Raw genomic sequence first — 16,805 nt, 5'->3', positions numbered from 1 at the left:
ACCCGGTCAGAACATTTCGCTTGGGTCGAAGTTAACAATCACTTCCGACCAATTGTCATATTTATCTGCTGGCAGATTGTACGGTGCGCAACGTGCCACTGCGCGACGAGCGCTTTCTGCTGCGGCTCGGCCAACACCATCGCCACCACCACCGGATGTCACTTCAGGCGAGCCCTGAATAGAGCCATCCTGATTGAGTTTCATCTTAACTGTCACAACCAGTCCGGGCGCATCTGCAACACCCGCTGGCACGTTCCAGCACTTCGAGATTGCGCCACGAAGCGCATCCATTTCATTCTGGCTCAGTTTCGAGCCACCCGTATTCTTTTTGCCGCCCAGCGATGCCTGATCGGTCGAACGCTTTGCACCACCGCCGGAAGCCTTCTGCTTATTAAGCAGTGCTGCCACTTCGTCAGCAATAGCATCATTCTTAGACTGCGACGTCTGCGAAGCTGACTGCGTCGGCTTCTTCTCTTCAACAGGCTTGCGGTCCGGTGTCTTGGCCGTCTGCGCCTGCGGAGGCTTTGGCTTTTCCTGCGGTGCAGGAACATTATCCGGCAATTTCGGTGCAGCCTGATCAGGAGCTTCGACCTGCTTCTCAATCGCTTCCGCGACCGGGTCAGGCTTCACTTCCTGTTTTTCTTCCGGCTTGGTCTGAACTTCGGTAGCAGGAACCGGCGTCGGCTTATCCTGCGGTTTAGGTTCAGGCTTTGGATCGGGTTTAGGCTCTGGCTTTTTTACCGGCTCTGGCTGCGCCTTTGGCTCTTCAGCGGCTTCAAGCGGTTTTGCCTTGGTGTCAGGTGTAGGCGGTGTCTGGCTATCAACGCTTTGATCACCAAACTCCTGCGCATCTGGCACGGTCTGCGGCTTTGTGGTCGGAATAGGTGCCGACTTTTCCTTCATCGGCGCTTTTTTATCGCCCTGCTGAATTTGCGTGATCGATTCAATTGGCACGATGTCGACCGGAAACGACTCTGAATCCTGCACTTCGAATGACTTCGGTGAGGAAAAAGAGAAGATTCCCATCCCGATCAACACGACATGGAACACAACAGAAGATGTAAGGCCAGCCTTCATAATGGCGTCAGCTATCCTGCTCCTGGAGGGTCACAAGGCCGATATTCTTGAAACCGGCGGCGGAAATGCGAGCCATGACCTTCATGACAGTGCCGTAATCGGCAGCCTTGTCACCGCGCACGAAGATGCGCTCTTCGTAGCCAGTCTTGGCAATCGCCTGAAGTTTAGCGACAACTTCATCAATCGGAATTTCAGTTTCCTGAAGATAGATCTTGCCTTCGTTGTTCACCGAGACAGTGATCGGCTGCGTGTCGGCGTTCATCGATTTTGCCTGCGTATCCGGCAGATCAATTGGCACACCAACAGTCAGAAGCGGTGCGGAAACCATGAAGATGATCAGCAGAACCAGCATCACGTCCACGAATGGCGTAACGTTGATTTCGCTCATCAATGCCTTCTTGCGGCCACGCCTGCGGCGACCACCCGACTGCATTCCCTGATTTCCAACTGACATGCCCATTGCAAGTTTCCCGAAGGCTCGATTTCAACTGTTTTTGCTGGAACGCTTTATTTTTTGTTTTCACGTATGTCGTTATCGGAAAACCGGTTCCTACTTTTCCGCGACATGCTTAGCTGCGCGGCGTCAGCTTCTCATCAATTTGGCGCGACAGTATGGCGGAGAACTCATCGGCAAAGCCTTCGAGGCGTCCGCTGATCTTGCCCGCATCTGCTGAAAGCTTGTTATAAGCGATAACCGCAGGGATAGCGGCGAGCAGACCAATCGCCGTTGCAAGCAGTGCTTCCGCGATACCCGGTGCCACAACTGCAAGGCTTGTATTCTTGGAAGCGGCAATCGCCTGGAACGAGGTCATGATACCCACAACCGTTCCGAACAGACCGACGAATGGTGCAGCAGAACCCGTCGTTGCAAGGAAGCCAAGGCGGGAATCGAGCTTTTCGCCCTCACGCGCCAGCGCCACATCCATCGCTTTATCGATACGCATCTGCAAACCAATCGGCGAGCGCGCACCTTTCTCAAACGACTTTTTCCATTCACGCATCGCGGCAATAAAAATGGAGGCCATGCCGGTGGTACGGCGTTCATTGAGCGTGCGGTAGAGTTCTTCCAGCGACTGTCCTGACCAGAACGCCTGCTCAAAACGCTCCATCGCGCCGCGAGCGCGACGATAGGAAACAATCTTGTCGACGATGATTGCCCAGGTCCAGACCGATGCACCTATCAGGCCGAGCATCACAAGCTTGACCACCCAGCCCGCATGCATAAACAGGCCCCAGAGGGTAATATCGGCGGCAGGGGCCGCGAGCGCAATATTTTCCATCGATCTACCGTCCTCGAATCCAAACGCCCGGCATTGTGACCGGGCGGCATTGCAAATTACTCGAAAAACGTCCGCTGCCGAACGCCCCAACCGCCATAACCGGATTTTAGCTTTAAATCCTCAAGCGCTTGTCATGGTTAATTTTGGTGAAAGGAAGGCGTTACACCGTAACGAGCCTCTCAACCGAATCCGTCAGCGTGATTAATCCGATATTATGGTTAAATATGCGTTAGCATTTGCTGACAAGACGAGCTTGCCCGTAAAATATTGCAGGGCATCTCTAAAAATCAGCCAGCTTTTGTGAAAGCGTCACGCCATTCATCGGGTATTCGGCGCGGCTGGCCTTCTTTCGTGATCATCACGGCCTCGACTTTTGCTTCCGAAAGCAGTCGCTCACCACAGGTGATTTTTTGCGCCATGATGACACGTGCGCCACGAATTTCGCTGACACGCGTTTCGATCAAAATAAGATCGTCCATTTTTGCAGGTGATTTATAGTCGATCTCCATACGGCGGACGACCCAAACCATCTCTTCGCCAAGCGAACCTTCGGCAAGCTCAATATGATGAACATCCTGAAGCCGCAGGAAATCCGTGCGGCCACGCTCATAAAATTCGAGATAACGACCGTGATAGACGAAACCTGAAAAATCGGTGTCGGCATAATAGATGCGTGCATAGAGATGATGCGTGCCGTCTTTGAGTTCGCCCGCAACCTGTGCATGGTTCATATCTATTCGTCTTCCGTGAAAAGGCCAAACTGCGATTGCTGCGTAACCTCAGTGGGCGCTGTCAGGCCCATATGTTGCCACGCCAACGCTGTTAAAACGCGACCCCGTGGTGTGCGCTGCAAAAAGCCCTGCTGAATCATATAGGGTTCAATAATATCTTCAATCGCATCACGCGGTTCCGACAGGCCCGCTGCAATGGTTTCGATACCGACTGGTCCGCCACCAAAATTGCGTGCAATCATATCGAGATAACGCCGGTCAAGCTGATCGAAACCACGATTATCGACTTCCAGCCGCGAGAGAGCTTCATCGGCGATCTTACGATCAATAACATCAACACCTGCGACCAGCGCGAAATCGCGCACGCGCCGCAACAAACGGCCTGCAATACGCGGTGTACCACGTGAACGACGCGCAACTTCTAACGCACCATCCGGTGAAATGCCCATCTGCATGATGCGCGCACCACGGCGCACAATATATTCAAGTTCTTCGACCGTATAAAAATTGAGCCGGACCGGAATGCCGAAACGATCCCGCAACGGCGTCGTCAGAAGCCCAAGACGCGTCGTTGCTGCGACCAGCGTAAATTTCGCAAGATCAATCTTCACCGAACGGGCCGCCGGCCCTTCACCAATGATGAGATCAAGCTGAAAGTCTTCCATCGCCGGGTAGAGAATTTCTTCAACAGCCGGGCTGAGACGATGGATTTCATCAATAAACAGCACATCGCGGTCTTCAAGATTGGTCAGCAGAGCTGCAAGATCACCTGCCTTGGCAATCACCGGACCAGAGGTCGAACGGAAATTAACACCCAGCTCTTTCGACATGATCTGCGCAAGCGTGGTCTTTCCCAATCCCGGAGGGCCGACAAACAGGACATGATCCAGCGCTTCACCGCGCACTTTTGCAGCCTCGATAAATACTTTGAGATTGGCGCGCGCAGCGGCCTGCCCCACAAAATCATCCAGTGTTTGCGGGCGTAAAGTTCTGTCGGCGTCGTCACCACGCAGATCAGCATCAATAAGAGGATTGCGGTCGCTCATGCCAGTCCTCTCGCATGAACGTTCACTTGAGACAAGTCACTCAACGCGACAGTTCCTTCAAACCAAGACGAATAAGCTTGGCCGAATCGGCATCTTCCCCAGCTTCTCTGAGAGCCGCGGCCACAGCATTTGCCGCCTGATCGCGCGAATAACCAAGATTGGAGAGAGCCGAGACTGCATCGCTAACCGGCGCTGATGCAACGCCCTCGCCGAGTTCCTGCTTAAGCCCGATGGTGCCGCTGGCGTCCCCTGCAAAGGCCGGTGCCTTGTTCTTCAACTCCGTAACAATACGTTCGGCAACTTTTTTACCAACACCCGGCGCACGCGAAACCATAGCGAGATCACGAAGCGCAATTGCGTTTGCAAGTTCAGGTGGCGTCAAAGTGCCAAGCACCGCGAGCGCAACCTTGGCACCCACGCCCTGCACATTCTGCAACAGGCGGAACCATTCGCGTTCAAGCTGTGATCCGAAACCATAAAGGCGGATCATATCCTCTCGCACATAGGTTTCGATCAGCAACACCGCCGCCTCGCCTTCTCCGCCCAGATTACCGAGCGTGCGAGAAGAACAGAAGACAACATAGCCAACACCATGCACGTCAATGACGGCATGATCATCAGCAATTTCATCGATCACGCCTTTAAGCTTGCCGATCATTCTGGTTTTATCCCGCTAATAACGCCTGCATTCTGCGTGCGCTGACAATGCTCTGACGATGATGCGCATGGCAAATAGCAATGGCAAGCGCATCGGCAGCATCGCTCGTATCGAACGTTGCGCGCGGCATCAAAACCTTCACCATCATATGAATTTGCTGCTTTTCACCATGGCCCACGCCAATGACCGCCTTCTTGACAGCATTCGGCGCATATTCCGCAACCGGGAGCCCAGCCTGTGCAGGTGCCAGAAGTGCAATACCACGCGCCTGACCAAGCTTCAGCGTCGCCGTCGCATCCTTATTGACGAATGTATGTTCAACGGCTGCTTCATGCGGCATGAATTCATGCAGGACTTTAGACAGTCCTTCATGCAACTGGCAAAGCCTTGAAGCGAGATCCATCTCAGCATTCGAGGTCACAGTGCCGGAGCCGATAAAATGCAGGGAATTTCCAAGCGATTCCACAACGCCCCAGCCGGTACGGCGGAGCCCCGGATCAATACCAATGATGCGAATCGTTTCTTTCATAAGTGAACCCTATCCTCAGACAGGTTCACTTGACAGCACAAATGTGAACAAAAGAGAAACATTGCATCCGCAGACGCAATAAGACTGCGCAGATTTTACTTAAGACGCGCCGAAAGCAGTCTTCAGCAGCACAATCTGATCGGAAACCGGATTGCCCCGCGGCGCACTCTGCAAAGCGACAACTTCACCATAAACGTTGCGATCCATACGGCGAACGCGTGCCTGTAAGCGGATAGAACGTTCGATGAGTTCGATGAAAGCGAATGGCAACTCGTTCCAACCTGTCGCGAGATCACCGGCAGACGGCGTATCAAGACGAACTTTGGCCTTTTCAGCTTCAACCTGCTTGCGGGACATTTCGCCATTACGCGCTGCTCGCTGCAGCAACAGCCATGAAGCAACCTGCATAAGACGTGTGGTCAGACGCATCGATTCGGCAGCATAAAGGGTTGCGGCAACACGCGAGAGATTGCGCGCTTCCTCACGGCCTTCGCCGTCGAGATAGCTGGCGGCTTCCTCAACCATGTCCATGCCTTCACTGTAAATCGGCTTGAACGAATCTGAGAAAACCATGCGCTCAGCGAGGCTGATCATATTGCCCGGCATCTGTCCCTGTTCGCTAATCACTGCTCTGCCACCTTACATAAACGCATCTGCGATTATTTTGTTGCTCGCGCACTGTCAAAATGTGCGTGAAATAATAGAATGAACTGCTGTTCGATCATGGGGAGAGCTGGGACGGAACAGCTTGATCGGGCAAGTCCACGATAAACTGCACCTTCATGCACCGCCGCGCAAGTTTATGTTTAACATTCGGTTAATTTTTTAAAATGCTTTTGAATAAACTCTGAAAGGCATTGACGCCAGTTTCGCCAGAAAACAGGCGATTCCCACAAAACCATAAAAAAAAGAGCCGCAAAGGCGGCTCTCAGGAGTTTAACAGGGAGGCGTCAAACAAAGTGGCTTCACCACTCGGTAAGAATCCAGCCGAACTGGATGTAAACCATTAAACGCCGTTAAGATTAATGATTGGTTAATTCTGAGCGCCAGCTGTGGAATAATCCGCAAACATAAAAGCCGCCCGAAGGCGGCTTTTAATTACATTCTCTGAAGTGCGGGTTTTGGATTGGCTCCAAGCGAAGCCTTTGAACCTTCCGCGGCCGGTTTTGCGGCAGGCTTCTTGCCCCAGCCAATGGTTGGGAGCCATTCCAGATAATAAGCCAGCGCAAACTGCATCACTACACCCGTCGCAATAAGCAAAGCGTCGTATGGAAGGCCACCCGGATTAACGAGCTTCATGACCTGCGCAACCATCGCCAACAACGTACCGGCAATAAACACCGGCAGCGAATGCTTGCCGAGAATCGCGAGTGGGTTATCCGGCGAGGTACGCGCGATGCTGTTAAGCGTTGGCACAACGGCGATCAGATAAGCCATGGCGAGCACATGCAAAAGACGTGGAGCCGACAAAAACGTCTTGTCGAAGCCAGTCAGAACCGCAGGCATGCCCATTGAAACATCAATACCCCAAAGCGGAATACGGACCCAAGCCAGCGAAAGAACCAGATAGCCAACGGAAGCAGCAATCAATGCTGGATTGGTCGGCAGCTTGCCGCCACGACGCACATGGATGGTGCCAGCAATACCGATAGCAAACAGGAACTGCCATGATAGCGGATTAAGGAACCAGACGCCCTCTGTCGGGTAGTTCACCGGAGCCACATGATAGAGACCCGCAAGCAACCACACCATGCCCGACACACCGAGCATCAGCGACAGGCTGATACGAGCGAGCAAAAGCAACAGTGGTGTAAGTAGAAGCACAACCGCATACATCGAGAGAATATTATTGTAGCCGAGCTGGTGACCAAGCGTAACCAGACCGAGAAGTGCCTCAACCGGCTGCTTGACCAGTGGGCCAATATTGATCTGTGTCAGAAGTTCACGATGCTTGAGGAAAATCGCGGCAGAGGCAAAAATGCCAATCGTCGCGAGCGTCGTCATAATGTGCGCCGTATAAAGCACACAGGCGCGACGCCACATTTTCAACGTCAGCATAAGACGATTGCCCGGAGCAAACTTCGATCCATAGGCCAGTGCCACTGCCATGCCTGAAATCAGAACAAAAGCTTCTGCCGAATCCGAAAAGCCGAGATTCTTATGCGTGAAATGCTCGAAAAAGGTTCCGGGCACATGATTGATGAAAATCGTAAGCAGTGCCAGCGCGCGAAACACATCAATGCGTGTGTCGCGGACCTTTGGCACTATTTTCGCCGTTTCATTCGTCATTTCGCCTGCCTGCTGTTTATATTTCAGTCTGCGATAGCGCAGCACTCATTGCCGCCTATATAACTGGTAATTCGGTGAGAACGCGGTTGGTTCCAATCAACTTTCGTTCCAGTGGATAACATTATGCCAACACAGGGGTTTCCCGCTCCCGCAACAAAAGCGTTAAAATGCAAAGGGGCTGTTCAAGCAACGCCTCTTACTTTATGCCCGAATTCCATCAACATTTTTCGCTAGGTTTGGTTTATGAACGCGCCAACTGCTAAACAAAACAATGATCGCTGCCGCCTTTTGCTGGTTGCACCACCCATCGCAAATGGGGATGCACTCGCAAAACTGTTATCGGCAGCCTTGTCAGGCGGCGACGTTGCAAGTGTGATTCTCGATGGCACTGATCTGGATGAAGCCACATTTCAGGCATCGGCCCAGAAGGCCGTTGCCGTCATTCAGGAAAAAGGTGCTGCCGCGATCATCCTAAATGATACGCGCATTGCGGGCCGTGTTGGTGCCGATGGCATCCACATTGAAGGAAAAGCAGCTGAGCTTGCTGAAGCAATCGAAAAGCACACACCGAAATTCATCGTTGGCACGGGCAATCTGCGTGATCGCCATAGTGCTATGGAAATCGGCGAACTGCAGCCTGACTACGTTTTCTTCGGCAAGATTGGCGCTGACAAAAAGCCCGATGCGCATCCGCGCAATCTGTCTTTGGCTGAATGGTGGTCCGAACTCGTTGAAATTCCGAGCGTCGCACAAGCTGGCAACACGTTGGAAAGCGTCATCGCCGCCGCAGAAACCGGTGCAGATTTCGTCGCCCTTGGTAGTGCCATATTTGAAGCAGAAAACCCTGCGGAAGCTGTTGCGGAAGCCAACCGGCTTCTCGACGAACACGCACCTCGTTTCGAGAAATAACGCCCAAGGTTTTGTACGCCCCATGAAGAGCAAAATTCTTCTCGCCACAGCTTTGATATTCGCTGCATCTTTTCCGGTTGCCCATGCTGCCGGAACTGCTGGCGAACCCGCAGGCGTGCAAAAGAAACACGACAAGAAAAGCGATAAGCCTGCTGACAAGCCCAAGATGCTGCCGCAACCGGCATCAACCAGTGCTTTGCCTGCAATTGACCCAAGCAGGTTTGGCGACAAACCAGCGGATGAAGCCTTCGGTGCCTATCAGCGTGGGCTTTATCTGACCGCATTTAATCTGGCGAAACCAAAGGCTGAGCAAGGCGATCCAGCTTCACAGACACTTGTGGCAGAAATCTATGCGCGTGGTCTGGGTGTACCTGCGGATCAGAAAAAAGCCGCCGAATGGTATGCCAAAGCCGCGGATAAGGGTGTGCATGAAGCGCAGTTTCGCTATGCCGCCTTGCTGCTTCAAGGCCAGTACGTCAAAAAAGACACAGCCAAGGCGACAGAACTGATGCAAAAGGCTGCCGAAAGCGGCAATGCCATGGCGCAGTTCAATTACGGTCAGCTGGTCATGATGAAAGCGACAACAGCTTCTGGCATTGATGCAGCTTTCCCGTGGTTTGAGAAAGCTGCCAACGCGCAGCTCGCCGATGCAGAATATGCCTTGAGCCAGATTTACGCCAACGGCACTGACAAAATCCCGCATGACGACAAGAAAGCGCGTGAATATCTGCTGCGCGCTGCGCGCAAGGGCTATGACACGGCACAATATGATCTGGGCCGTTGGCTGGTTGAGGGCCGGGGCGGTGATCGCAATTACGAGCAGGGCTTTGGCTGGATGCAGATTGCAGCACAGCGCGGCATGGTTCTGGCTCAAGCCTGGCTTGCAAGACTTTATCGCGACGGTATCGGCACAGATGGTGATACGGTCAAATCAGCTGCGTGGTATATCGTTGCTCAGCGCGCCGGTTATCGCTCACCAGACCTCAATGACATGATGGATGGGTTGGCTGATGATCAGCTTAAGCAGGCAATCCAGATCGCAAACAATCTGCGTGTTCGATAAAACCAGACAGTTTTTTGATGAGCTGACCCGCTGATTTACGGCTCAGGCTTGCACAAAGCGCTATTTTATGGTCTTGGAGAGCCCGATTATCGTGGTTCGAGTTAAAGATGGACGCAATCCCTGCAAACAAGCGAGAGATTGCCTTTCTGTCGTGATGCGCCGGGCCGCAACAGTTTCACATTTACTCCCGGATTAATCTTATGAAGATCAATGGTAACGAAATCCGCCCAGGCAATGTTATCGAACATGATGGCGGCCTGTGGGCAGCGGTTAAGACCAATGCAGTCAAGCCTGGTAAAGGCGGCGCTTACAATCAGGTTGAACTGAAGAACCTCATCACCGGCACCAAGCTTAACGAACGTTTCCGCGCAGCTGAAACCGTAGAGCGCGTTCGTCTGGAACAGAAGGACTTCTCGTTCCTTTACGAACAGGGCGAAGCTCTGGTTTTCATGGACACCGAAACCTACGAACAGCTTGAACTTCTGAAAGATTTCGTTGGCGACCGCGCAGCCTTCCTTCAGGACGGCATGATGGTTACCGTTGAACTCTACGAAGAAAAGCCAATCGGCATTCGTCTTCCAGAACAGGTTACACTTGCAATCGTTGAAGCTGATCCGGTCGTTAAGGGCCAGACTGCTGCTTCTTCTTACAAGCCAGCTGTTCTTGAAAATGGTATTCGTATCCTCGTTCCACCATTCATCGCTTCGGGTGAACGCGTGATCGTTGATACAAGCGAACTGACCTATATCAGCCGCGCATAATCGAATATTTAAAATCATGCGGCGCCTTTAGAACCGGCGCCGCAGTCCATCCTCTTTTAAGAGGAATGCGACAGTTCTTTCTCAGCTTGCTCAGTTCTGAGTGCCATAGGTTTGATCTCATCAGATCGGCGCTCTGTGATTTATCAACGCGCATCTTTTTCGAAAGCCAGCTCACAGGTTTCGGAATGCGCTTCTAAAAGGACGATCAGATGGCGCGTTCAGCCCTTCTCAATGTTATGGTTCAGGCCGCTATGAAAGCCGGACGCGGCCTTGCGCGCGATTTCGGCGAAGTGCAGAACCTTCAGGTTTCTCTCAAAGGCCCCGGCGATTATGTCAGCCAGGCTGACCGCAAAGCGGAAAAAGTTATCTACACAGAACTGAGCCGCGCCCGCCCGGATTTTGGCTTCCTGATGGAAGAATCGGGCGAGGTTGAATCGAAAGACGGACAGCATCGCTGGCTGGTCGATCCGCTCGACGGCACCACAAACTTCCTTCATGGTATTCCTGTTTTCGCAGTCTCTATCGCTCTTGAGCGTCAGGGACAGATCGTTGCTGGCGTAATTTACAATCCGGCTATGGACGAGCTTTACACCGCTGAACGCGGCGGCGGCGCGTTCCTCAATGATCGTCGTCTGCGCGTTGCTGCCCGCAACAAGCTGGTTGATTGCGTGATCGGCACCGGCATTCCGCATCTTGGTCGCCCCGGCCACGGCCAATACCTTGTCGAACTGCGCAATGTCATGGCTGAAACATCGGGTATCCGCCGCATGGGTGCCGTTGCTCTTGATCTCGCTTATGTCGCAGCAGGTCGCCTTGATGGTTTCTGGGAAGACGGCATGCATCCGTGGGATCTCGGCGCAGGCATCCTGATGATCCGCGAAGCCGGTGGTTTTGTATCCGACAAAAAGGGTGGTCAGGACATTTTTGACACGAAGACCATCGTTGCGGGCAACGAAATCATTCAGAAGGCGTTGCTCAAGACGGTCAACAAGCCAATCTGATCAGCTTCCTATTTTTATGTTTTACTGCGCTCCGGTATTCCAACCGGGGCGCATTATTTTTTGTGTTTAAGCGATTCCGCTTCGCTAAATTATGCAGTAGGCTCCCCCGCGACAGATTATCCCAATGGATATCCATGGAGCCAAACGCATGAGCGATCTGAGACTTTCACGGGAACGCCTCGACGATACACGGGACTACGACCCCTACCGCCTGAGCAGCCCGAGAATTGTCATTCTATCCATGGTGATCTTTCTCATCATTGTTGCATTCCTTGCAGCAGTCCTGATGCGGCAGATCCATACATTTTTCGTCACCAATCCCGGCCTGAATGGACTGATCTTCGGCGTGCTGCTCATCGGTATTCTGCTGGCCTTTGGACAGGTGCTGCGGTTGCTGCCAGAAATCCGCTGGGTCAATTCATTCCGCGACGGCGAGCGCGACGGCACTACACGTCCGCCTGTGCTTCTTGCACCAATGCGCGCTCTGATCGGTCGCAGACAGTCGATGGCGCTGACCACAACATCCACCCGAACCATTCTCGACTCGATTGCCTCGCGCCTTGATGAAAGCCGCGATATTTCGCGCTATCTGATCGGCTTGCTGGTCTTTCTGGGTCTGCTTGGCACGTTCTGGGGGCTGCTCGAAACGGTAGGCTCTATTGGCCAGACCATCCAATCACTGGACCCGAGTTCGGGCAGCACAACCGATGTGCTTGATTCGCTCAAAGCTGGTTTGCAAGCACCGCTGTCGGGTATGGGAACGGCGTTCTCGTCCTCACTGTTTGGTCTTTCGGGTTCGTTGATTCTTGGCTTCCTCGACTTGCAGTCGGGCCGTGCGCAGAATCGTTTCTATACCGAGCTTGAAAATTGGCTCTCATCCGTGACCGATCTCGGTTCGGATCTCAGCACCGATGAACATCTCGGCGGCATCCGCAATCTCGCCGAGCATGTGCAAAACCTGCAAGGTGGCGAGGCTTCAAGCCAGCGCACAACGGCAGCGCTTGCCAATCTTGCAGAAGGCATTCAGGGGCTTGTCAAAAGCATGCGCAGCGAACAGCAGTTGATGCGCGATTGGGTTGAGAAGCAGACGGATGAGCAAAAGGCCATTCGCGAAACGCTTGGACGTCTCAACGAGGCCATTGCTTCCAGAGCCCCTGCCGAGCGCGCTCCGGGTCGCCCCACTGACAGCAAACGGCCGGAGTAAGCAGCATGGCTCTAGGCCGTAACCGCCGCCCGCAACGTCATGTCGATTATTGGCCCGGCTTCGTCGATGCGCTGACGACATTGCTGCTGGCCATCATGTTCCTACTCACAGTGTTCGTGCTGGGGCAGTTTCTATTAAGCCGCGATGTCGATACCAAAGACACCGCTCTCGCTCGCCTTAACAGCCAGATACAGGAACTGACACAGCTTCTCTCACTCGAAAAAAGCAACTCACAGGACATGCAGGATACAATTGCAGATCTGCAAGCATCCTTGTCAGGTGCCGAGAGCGAGCGTTCCCGCTTGCAAGCGCTACTCAATGAAGGAACCGGCGCAGGTGCTGCCGCTGAAAAGCGCGCTGGTGAGCTGGGCCAGAGCCTTGATGCGGAAAAGCAGGTTAGCGTACGTGCGCTTTCACAGGTTGAATTGCTCAACCAGCAGATTTCAGCACTTCGTCGTCAGATTGGCGCACTGGAAGATGCACTCAATGCGTCCGAATCGCGTGATCGCGAATCCAACGCTAAAATTGCCGATCTTGGTCGCCGCCTGAATGTGGCACTTGCACAGCGTGTGCAGGAGTTGAACCGCTATCGTTCTGACTTCTTTGGTCGTCTGCGCGCGATTCTGTCCGACAAGGAAAACATCCGCATTGTCGGAGACCGCTTCGTCTTTCAGTCGGAAGTTCTTTTCCCGACCGGCTCGTCTGATCTCAATCCCGCCGGCCTGGATGAAATGAAGAAGCTCGCCGAGGCAGTCATCACGCTCAATCAGGAAATCCCGGATGACATCAACTGGGTGCTGCGTGTGGATGGTCATACCGACAATGTGCCACTCGCAGGAACTGGTCGTTTCCGCGACAACTGGGAGCTTTCCTCGGCGCGTGCAACAGCTGTGGTGAAAGACTTGATCGCCAATGGTGTTCCGCCCAATCGTCTGGTCGCGGCAGGCTTTGGCGAGTATCAGCCGCTTGACAGCTCCGATGCGCCCGATGCCCGTGCCAGAAATCGCCGCATTGAGTTGAAACTGACTGAGAGATAATTTAGCGCGTCCCGAAAAGTGTGAAGCGGTTTTCGGATAAGATGCGCGCAAAATAAATAAAGGGGCGCTTAGCCCCTTTTTTATTTTCCGAAAACGCCGGAACCGGCTTCAAACTGAAGCTTGGCCAGACGGGCATAAATCCCGCCCTTTTCAACCAGCGTCTGATGAGTGCCCTCTTCGACAATCTGCCCTTTATCGAGCACGAGAATGCGGTCGGCTTTCAGAACCGTAGCCAGACGATGCGCCACAACCAGCGTGGTGCGATTATCCATCAAGCTATCCAGTGCTTTCTGCACCAGCATTTCGCTTTCTGCATCAAGTGCCGAGGTTGCCTCATCCAGCAGCAGAACAGGTGCCGCCCGCAGAATCGCGCGCGCAATCGCTATACGCTGACGCTGACCGCCTGAAAGCGTCACGCCGCGTTCGCCGACTTCCGTGTCATAGCCCTTATCGAGTGCCAAAATAAAATCATGCGCGAGTGCTGCTTTCGCTGCAGCTTCAATGTCCGCATCACTCGCACCCGGCTTACCAAAGCCGATATTTTCACGAATGCTCGTAGCAAAGATCACAACGTCTTGCGGCACGACTGCAATGCGTTCGCGCACCTTAGCCGGATCAGCATTTGGCAAAGCTACACCGTCCATCAGCACAGAACCCGTCTGAGGATCGTAATAACGCATCACCAGCGAGAAGATCGTGCTTTTGCCAGCGCCAGATGGCCCGACAATCGCAACCGTCTCACCGGGCTTTACAGTGAAGCTGACGCCATTGAGCGATGGAGCGTCAGGACGCGTCGGATAAGAAAAATGCACATTATCGAAGCTGATTTCACCACGTGCAGGCTCTGGAAGAGCAACAGGTTTCAAAGGTGCCGCGATGCCCGGATTTTCATCGAGGATCTCAGCAAGACGCTCAGTAGCACCAGCGGCTTGCGCAAGTTCGCCACCGACTTCGGAAAGCGCACCGAATGCACTGGCTGCAAACACAGCGTAAAGAACAAACTGGCCCAACGTACCGGCGCTCATTGTGCCCGACAGGACATCGCGCGAGCCAAACCACAGCACCGCAACAACACTGGCAAAGATCAGAAAGATCGCAAAGCCGGTGAGAATAGCGCGTGCTTTGATGGATGAACGTGCGGCTTGATAAGCTTTTTCAACGGCACCTGCAAAGCGCCCCACAACCATATTTTCATTGGTGAAAGCCTGCAAAGTGCGCATGGCACCAATCTGTTCGCTGGCATAGGCATTGGCATGGGCCAGCATATCCTGCGTCATTCGCGAGCGACGACGTACCGAGCGGCCAAACGCAATCAGCGGAATAACAATCAGCGGAATGGCGGCAATCACCAACATGGATAGCTTGGGGCTGGTGACGACCATCATGATCAACGCACCAATACCGAGAATCATGTTGCGCAAAGCAACAGAGGCCGTCGCACCCACAACCGACTTAATCTGCGTGGTATCGACTGACAGTCGCGAAACGATTTCGCCAGACTGCGAGCGGTCAAAGAACTCGGTCGAAAGGCTGGTCACATGCGAAAACACGGCATTGCGCAGATCAGCCACAACACGCTCGCCAAGCGAGATCACAAAGAAATAGCGAAGCCCGGACGCCAGCGCCAGCACAAGCGCCAGTGCCACCAGCATGACGAAGTAATTATTGACGAAGATCGCATCAGCGCCTGAGAAACCGTGATCAATCATCCGGCGAACGGCAACAGGAACTGCGAGGGTGGTGGCAGCAGCAAGGACCAGCGAAAAAAGCGCGCCAACGACCAGACTCTTATAACGCGAGAGAAATGGGATCATCCGCTTCAAAGGCTTGAGCGAGCGGCGTTTCCGATCTTCTTGCGTATTGAAATCAGGATTCATGCGAATTTGACTGTCTGTGCTGGCCATTCTTGAGATTGCGCCCTTGTTATTGCCGTGCGCCTGATGTATAGGCTCGCCAACCCTTTTGGAAGCCGTTGCCGTTGGTAACGGGTCTTCATATTGACCATCGGGCGAAAGTGCCGCAGTTTTAAACACTAGAGCTGGGCTTTTCTTCCCAGACTTTCAGGATTGAGAAGATGAAAGCTGATATCCATCCCGACTACCACACCATCAAGGTCGTGATGACCGATGGTTCGGAATACACAACCCGTTCCACATGGGGCAAAGAAGGCGATACGATGAATCTCGATATCGATCCATCGACGCACCCAGCTTGGACCGGTGGTTCGCAGACCATGCTTGATCGCGGTGGCCGCGTTTCCAAGTTCAAGAACCGTTTCGGCAATCTCGGTATCTAATACCGTCATTGATGAGATTACGAAAAACCTCGCTCCGGCGGGGTTTTTTGTTGTCTGCATTTCAAGCGAAGACCCAATAAAAAACTCCCGGACGAGCCGGGAGTTTCAAGATTTAGAACTGAGACCGGAACTTAGGCGCTCAGCTTTTCCATCACTTCATCGCTGACTTCGAAGTTGCTGTAGACGTTCTGAACGTCATCATCATCTTCAAGCACGTTGAGAAGCTTCAGCACGGAGCGTGCCTTTTCTTCATCCAGTTCAGTGTTGGTCTGTGGCTTCCAGATCGTCTTGATCGATTCGGCTTCACCAAGCGCTGTTTCCAGCGCTTTCGAAACGTCGCCAATGTCTTCAAAGGCGCAGAGGATCACATGCTCCTCTTCGCCTGTCTGAACATCGTCAGCACCGGCTTCAATCGCCGCTTCCATGACGGTATCGGCGTCGCCAACGGCAATCTTGTAGACGATTTCGCCAACGCGATCGAACATGAACGCAGCCGATCCGGTTTCGCCCAGCGCGCCACCGGACTTGGTGAAAGCTGCGCGGACATTGGAGGCTGTTCGATTGCGGTTGTCGGTCAGGGCTTCAACGATAACCATAACGCCACCGGGGCCACGGCCCTCGTAACGCACTTCATCGTAGTTTTCGCCGTCATTGCCAGCGGCCTTCTTAATGGCGCGTTCAATATTGTCTTTCGGCATGGACTGCGCTTTGGCATTCTGGATAGCCAGACGCAGGCGCGGGTTCATCAATGGGTCAGGCAGACCCTGCTTGGCCGCAACGGTAATTTCGCGTCCGAGCTTGGAAAACATTTTCGACCGCACGGCATCCTGACGGCCTTTGCGGTGCATGATATTCTTAAACTGTGAATGGCCAGCCATGGCACCCCTGTTCGGTTCAAATGAAGCGCACGGAGAAAGCGTCACT

18 protein-coding genes are annotated in these 16,805 nt (G+C 53.4%); 7 read left to right on the top strand and 11 right to left on the bottom strand.

The features are described from left to right. Positions 1-6: 6 nt before the first annotated feature. From ACOZHT_RS18110 to ACOZHT_RS18070, 9 genes are all read right to left on the bottom strand, one after another. On the bottom strand, positions 7-1,077 hold the full coding sequence (locus tag ACOZHT_RS18110) for a hypothetical protein (protein WP_339513209.1): 1,071 nt from the start codon (positions 1,075-1,077) through the stop codon (positions 7-9). Positions 1,078-1,084: 7 nt separating this feature from the next. Further along, the gene (gene tolR / locus ACOZHT_RS18105; RefSeq protein ID WP_339513207.1) at positions 1,085-1,537 is read right to left on the bottom strand and encodes a protein TolR; all 453 of its coding nucleotides are present in this window, start codon (positions 1,535-1,537) and stop codon (positions 1,085-1,087) included. Between the two features lie 109 nt (positions 1,538-1,646). Continuing rightward, complete coding sequence (tolQ, locus tag ACOZHT_RS18100) at positions 1,647-2,357, bottom strand: protein TolQ (RefSeq protein WP_339513205.1); 711 nt, start codon at positions 2,355-2,357, stop codon at positions 1,647-1,649. Positions 2,358-2,644: 287 nt separating this feature from the next. After that, positions 2,645-3,088, bottom strand: coding sequence for a tol-pal system-associated acyl-CoA thioesterase (gene ybgC / locus ACOZHT_RS18095; RefSeq protein ID WP_339513203.1), 444 nt, complete (start codon positions 3,086-3,088; stop codon positions 2,645-2,647). Between the two features lie 2 nt (positions 3,089-3,090). After that, a complete protein-coding gene (gene ruvB / locus ACOZHT_RS18090) occupies positions 3,091-4,134 on the bottom strand; it encodes a Holliday junction branch migration DNA helicase RuvB (RefSeq protein WP_339513201.1) in 1,044 nt (347 codons plus the stop codon). 40 nt (positions 4,135-4,174) lie between these two features. Continuing rightward, positions 4,175-4,792 (bottom strand): Holliday junction branch migration protein RuvA, encoded by a 618-nt coding sequence (gene ruvA, locus ACOZHT_RS18085; protein ID WP_339513199.1) that lies wholly within the window; start codon positions 4,790-4,792, stop codon positions 4,175-4,177. Positions 4,793-4,799: 7 nt separating this feature from the next. Next, a complete protein-coding gene (ruvC, locus tag ACOZHT_RS18080; protein WP_310015271.1) occupies positions 4,800-5,321 on the bottom strand; it encodes a crossover junction endodeoxyribonuclease RuvC in 522 nt (173 codons plus the stop codon). 99 nt (positions 5,322-5,420) lie between these two features. Further along, positions 5,421-5,927, bottom strand: coding sequence for a DUF1465 family protein (locus tag ACOZHT_RS18075; RefSeq protein ID WP_339513317.1), 507 nt, complete (start codon positions 5,925-5,927; stop codon positions 5,421-5,423). A 492-nt stretch (positions 5,928-6,419) separates the two neighbouring features. Beyond that, complete coding sequence (locus tag ACOZHT_RS18070; RefSeq protein ID WP_339513196.1) at positions 6,420-7,610, bottom strand: OpgC family protein; 1,191 nt, start codon at positions 7,608-7,610, stop codon at positions 6,420-6,422. Positions 7,611-7,853: 243 nt separating this feature from the next. Between ACOZHT_RS18070 and ACOZHT_RS18065 the strand changes: the two genes are divergently transcribed. The 6 genes from ACOZHT_RS18065 (at position 7,854) to ACOZHT_RS18040 (ending at position 13,585) form a co-directional block, all read left to right on the top strand. Further along, positions 7,854-8,519 carry a thiamine phosphate synthase gene (locus tag ACOZHT_RS18065; RefSeq protein WP_339513195.1) on the top strand — a complete coding sequence of 222 codons (666 nt, stop codon included), beginning with the start codon at positions 7,854-7,856 and terminating at the stop codon, positions 8,517-8,519. A 22-nt stretch (positions 8,520-8,541) separates the two neighbouring features. Further along, complete coding sequence (locus ACOZHT_RS18060; protein WP_339513194.1) at positions 8,542-9,582, top strand: tetratricopeptide repeat protein; 1,041 nt, start codon at positions 8,542-8,544, stop codon at positions 9,580-9,582. Positions 9,583-9,782: 200 nt separating this feature from the next. After that, on the top strand, positions 9,783-10,343 hold the full coding sequence (gene efp, locus ACOZHT_RS18055) for an elongation factor P (RefSeq protein WP_339513193.1): 561 nt from the start codon (positions 9,783-9,785) through the stop codon (positions 10,341-10,343). Between the two features lie 209 nt (positions 10,344-10,552). Beyond that, positions 10,553-11,344 (top strand): inositol monophosphatase family protein, encoded by a 792-nt coding sequence (locus ACOZHT_RS18050; RefSeq protein ID WP_339513191.1) that lies wholly within the window; start codon positions 10,553-10,555, stop codon positions 11,342-11,344. A 148-nt stretch (positions 11,345-11,492) separates the two neighbouring features. After that, positions 11,493-12,548, top strand: a complete 1,056-nt coding sequence (locus ACOZHT_RS18045; protein ID WP_339513189.1) for a flagellar motor protein MotA — start codon at positions 11,493-11,495, stop codon at positions 12,546-12,548. Between the two features lie 5 nt (positions 12,549-12,553). Then, a complete protein-coding gene (locus ACOZHT_RS18040; RefSeq protein ID WP_339513188.1) occupies positions 12,554-13,585 on the top strand; it encodes a peptidoglycan -binding protein in 1,032 nt (343 codons plus the stop codon). A gap of 80 nt (positions 13,586-13,665) precedes the next feature. On the opposite strand, the gene ACOZHT_RS18035 is transcribed toward ACOZHT_RS18040, so the two are convergent. Beyond that, a complete protein-coding gene (locus tag ACOZHT_RS18035) occupies positions 13,666-15,462 on the bottom strand; it encodes an ABC transporter transmembrane domain-containing protein (protein ID WP_421566196.1) in 1,797 nt (598 codons plus the stop codon). A 197-nt stretch (positions 15,463-15,659) separates the two neighbouring features. On the opposite strand from ACOZHT_RS18035, the gene rpmE reads away from it, so the two are divergent. After that, positions 15,660-15,881, top strand: a complete 222-nt coding sequence (gene rpmE / locus ACOZHT_RS18030) for a 50S ribosomal protein L31 (RefSeq protein ID WP_339513186.1) — start codon at positions 15,660-15,662, stop codon at positions 15,879-15,881. A gap of 131 nt (positions 15,882-16,012) precedes the next feature. On the opposite strand, the gene ACOZHT_RS18025 is transcribed toward rpmE, so the two are convergent. Continuing rightward, the gene (locus tag ACOZHT_RS18025; protein WP_339513184.1) at positions 16,013-16,759 is read right to left on the bottom strand and encodes a YebC/PmpR family DNA-binding transcriptional regulator; all 747 of its coding nucleotides are present in this window, start codon (positions 16,757-16,759) and stop codon (positions 16,013-16,015) included. Between the last annotated feature and the right edge of the window lie 46 nt (positions 16,760-16,805).

Source organism: Ochrobactrum sp. EDr1-4, assembly GCF_049199085.1.
In the GTDB taxonomy this organism is placed as follows: Bacteria; Pseudomonadota; Alphaproteobacteria; order Rhizobiales; family Rhizobiaceae; genus Brucella.
The sequence above is the reverse complement of the archived record's forward strand: the minus strand, read 5'-3'. Positions and strand labels throughout refer to the sequence as shown.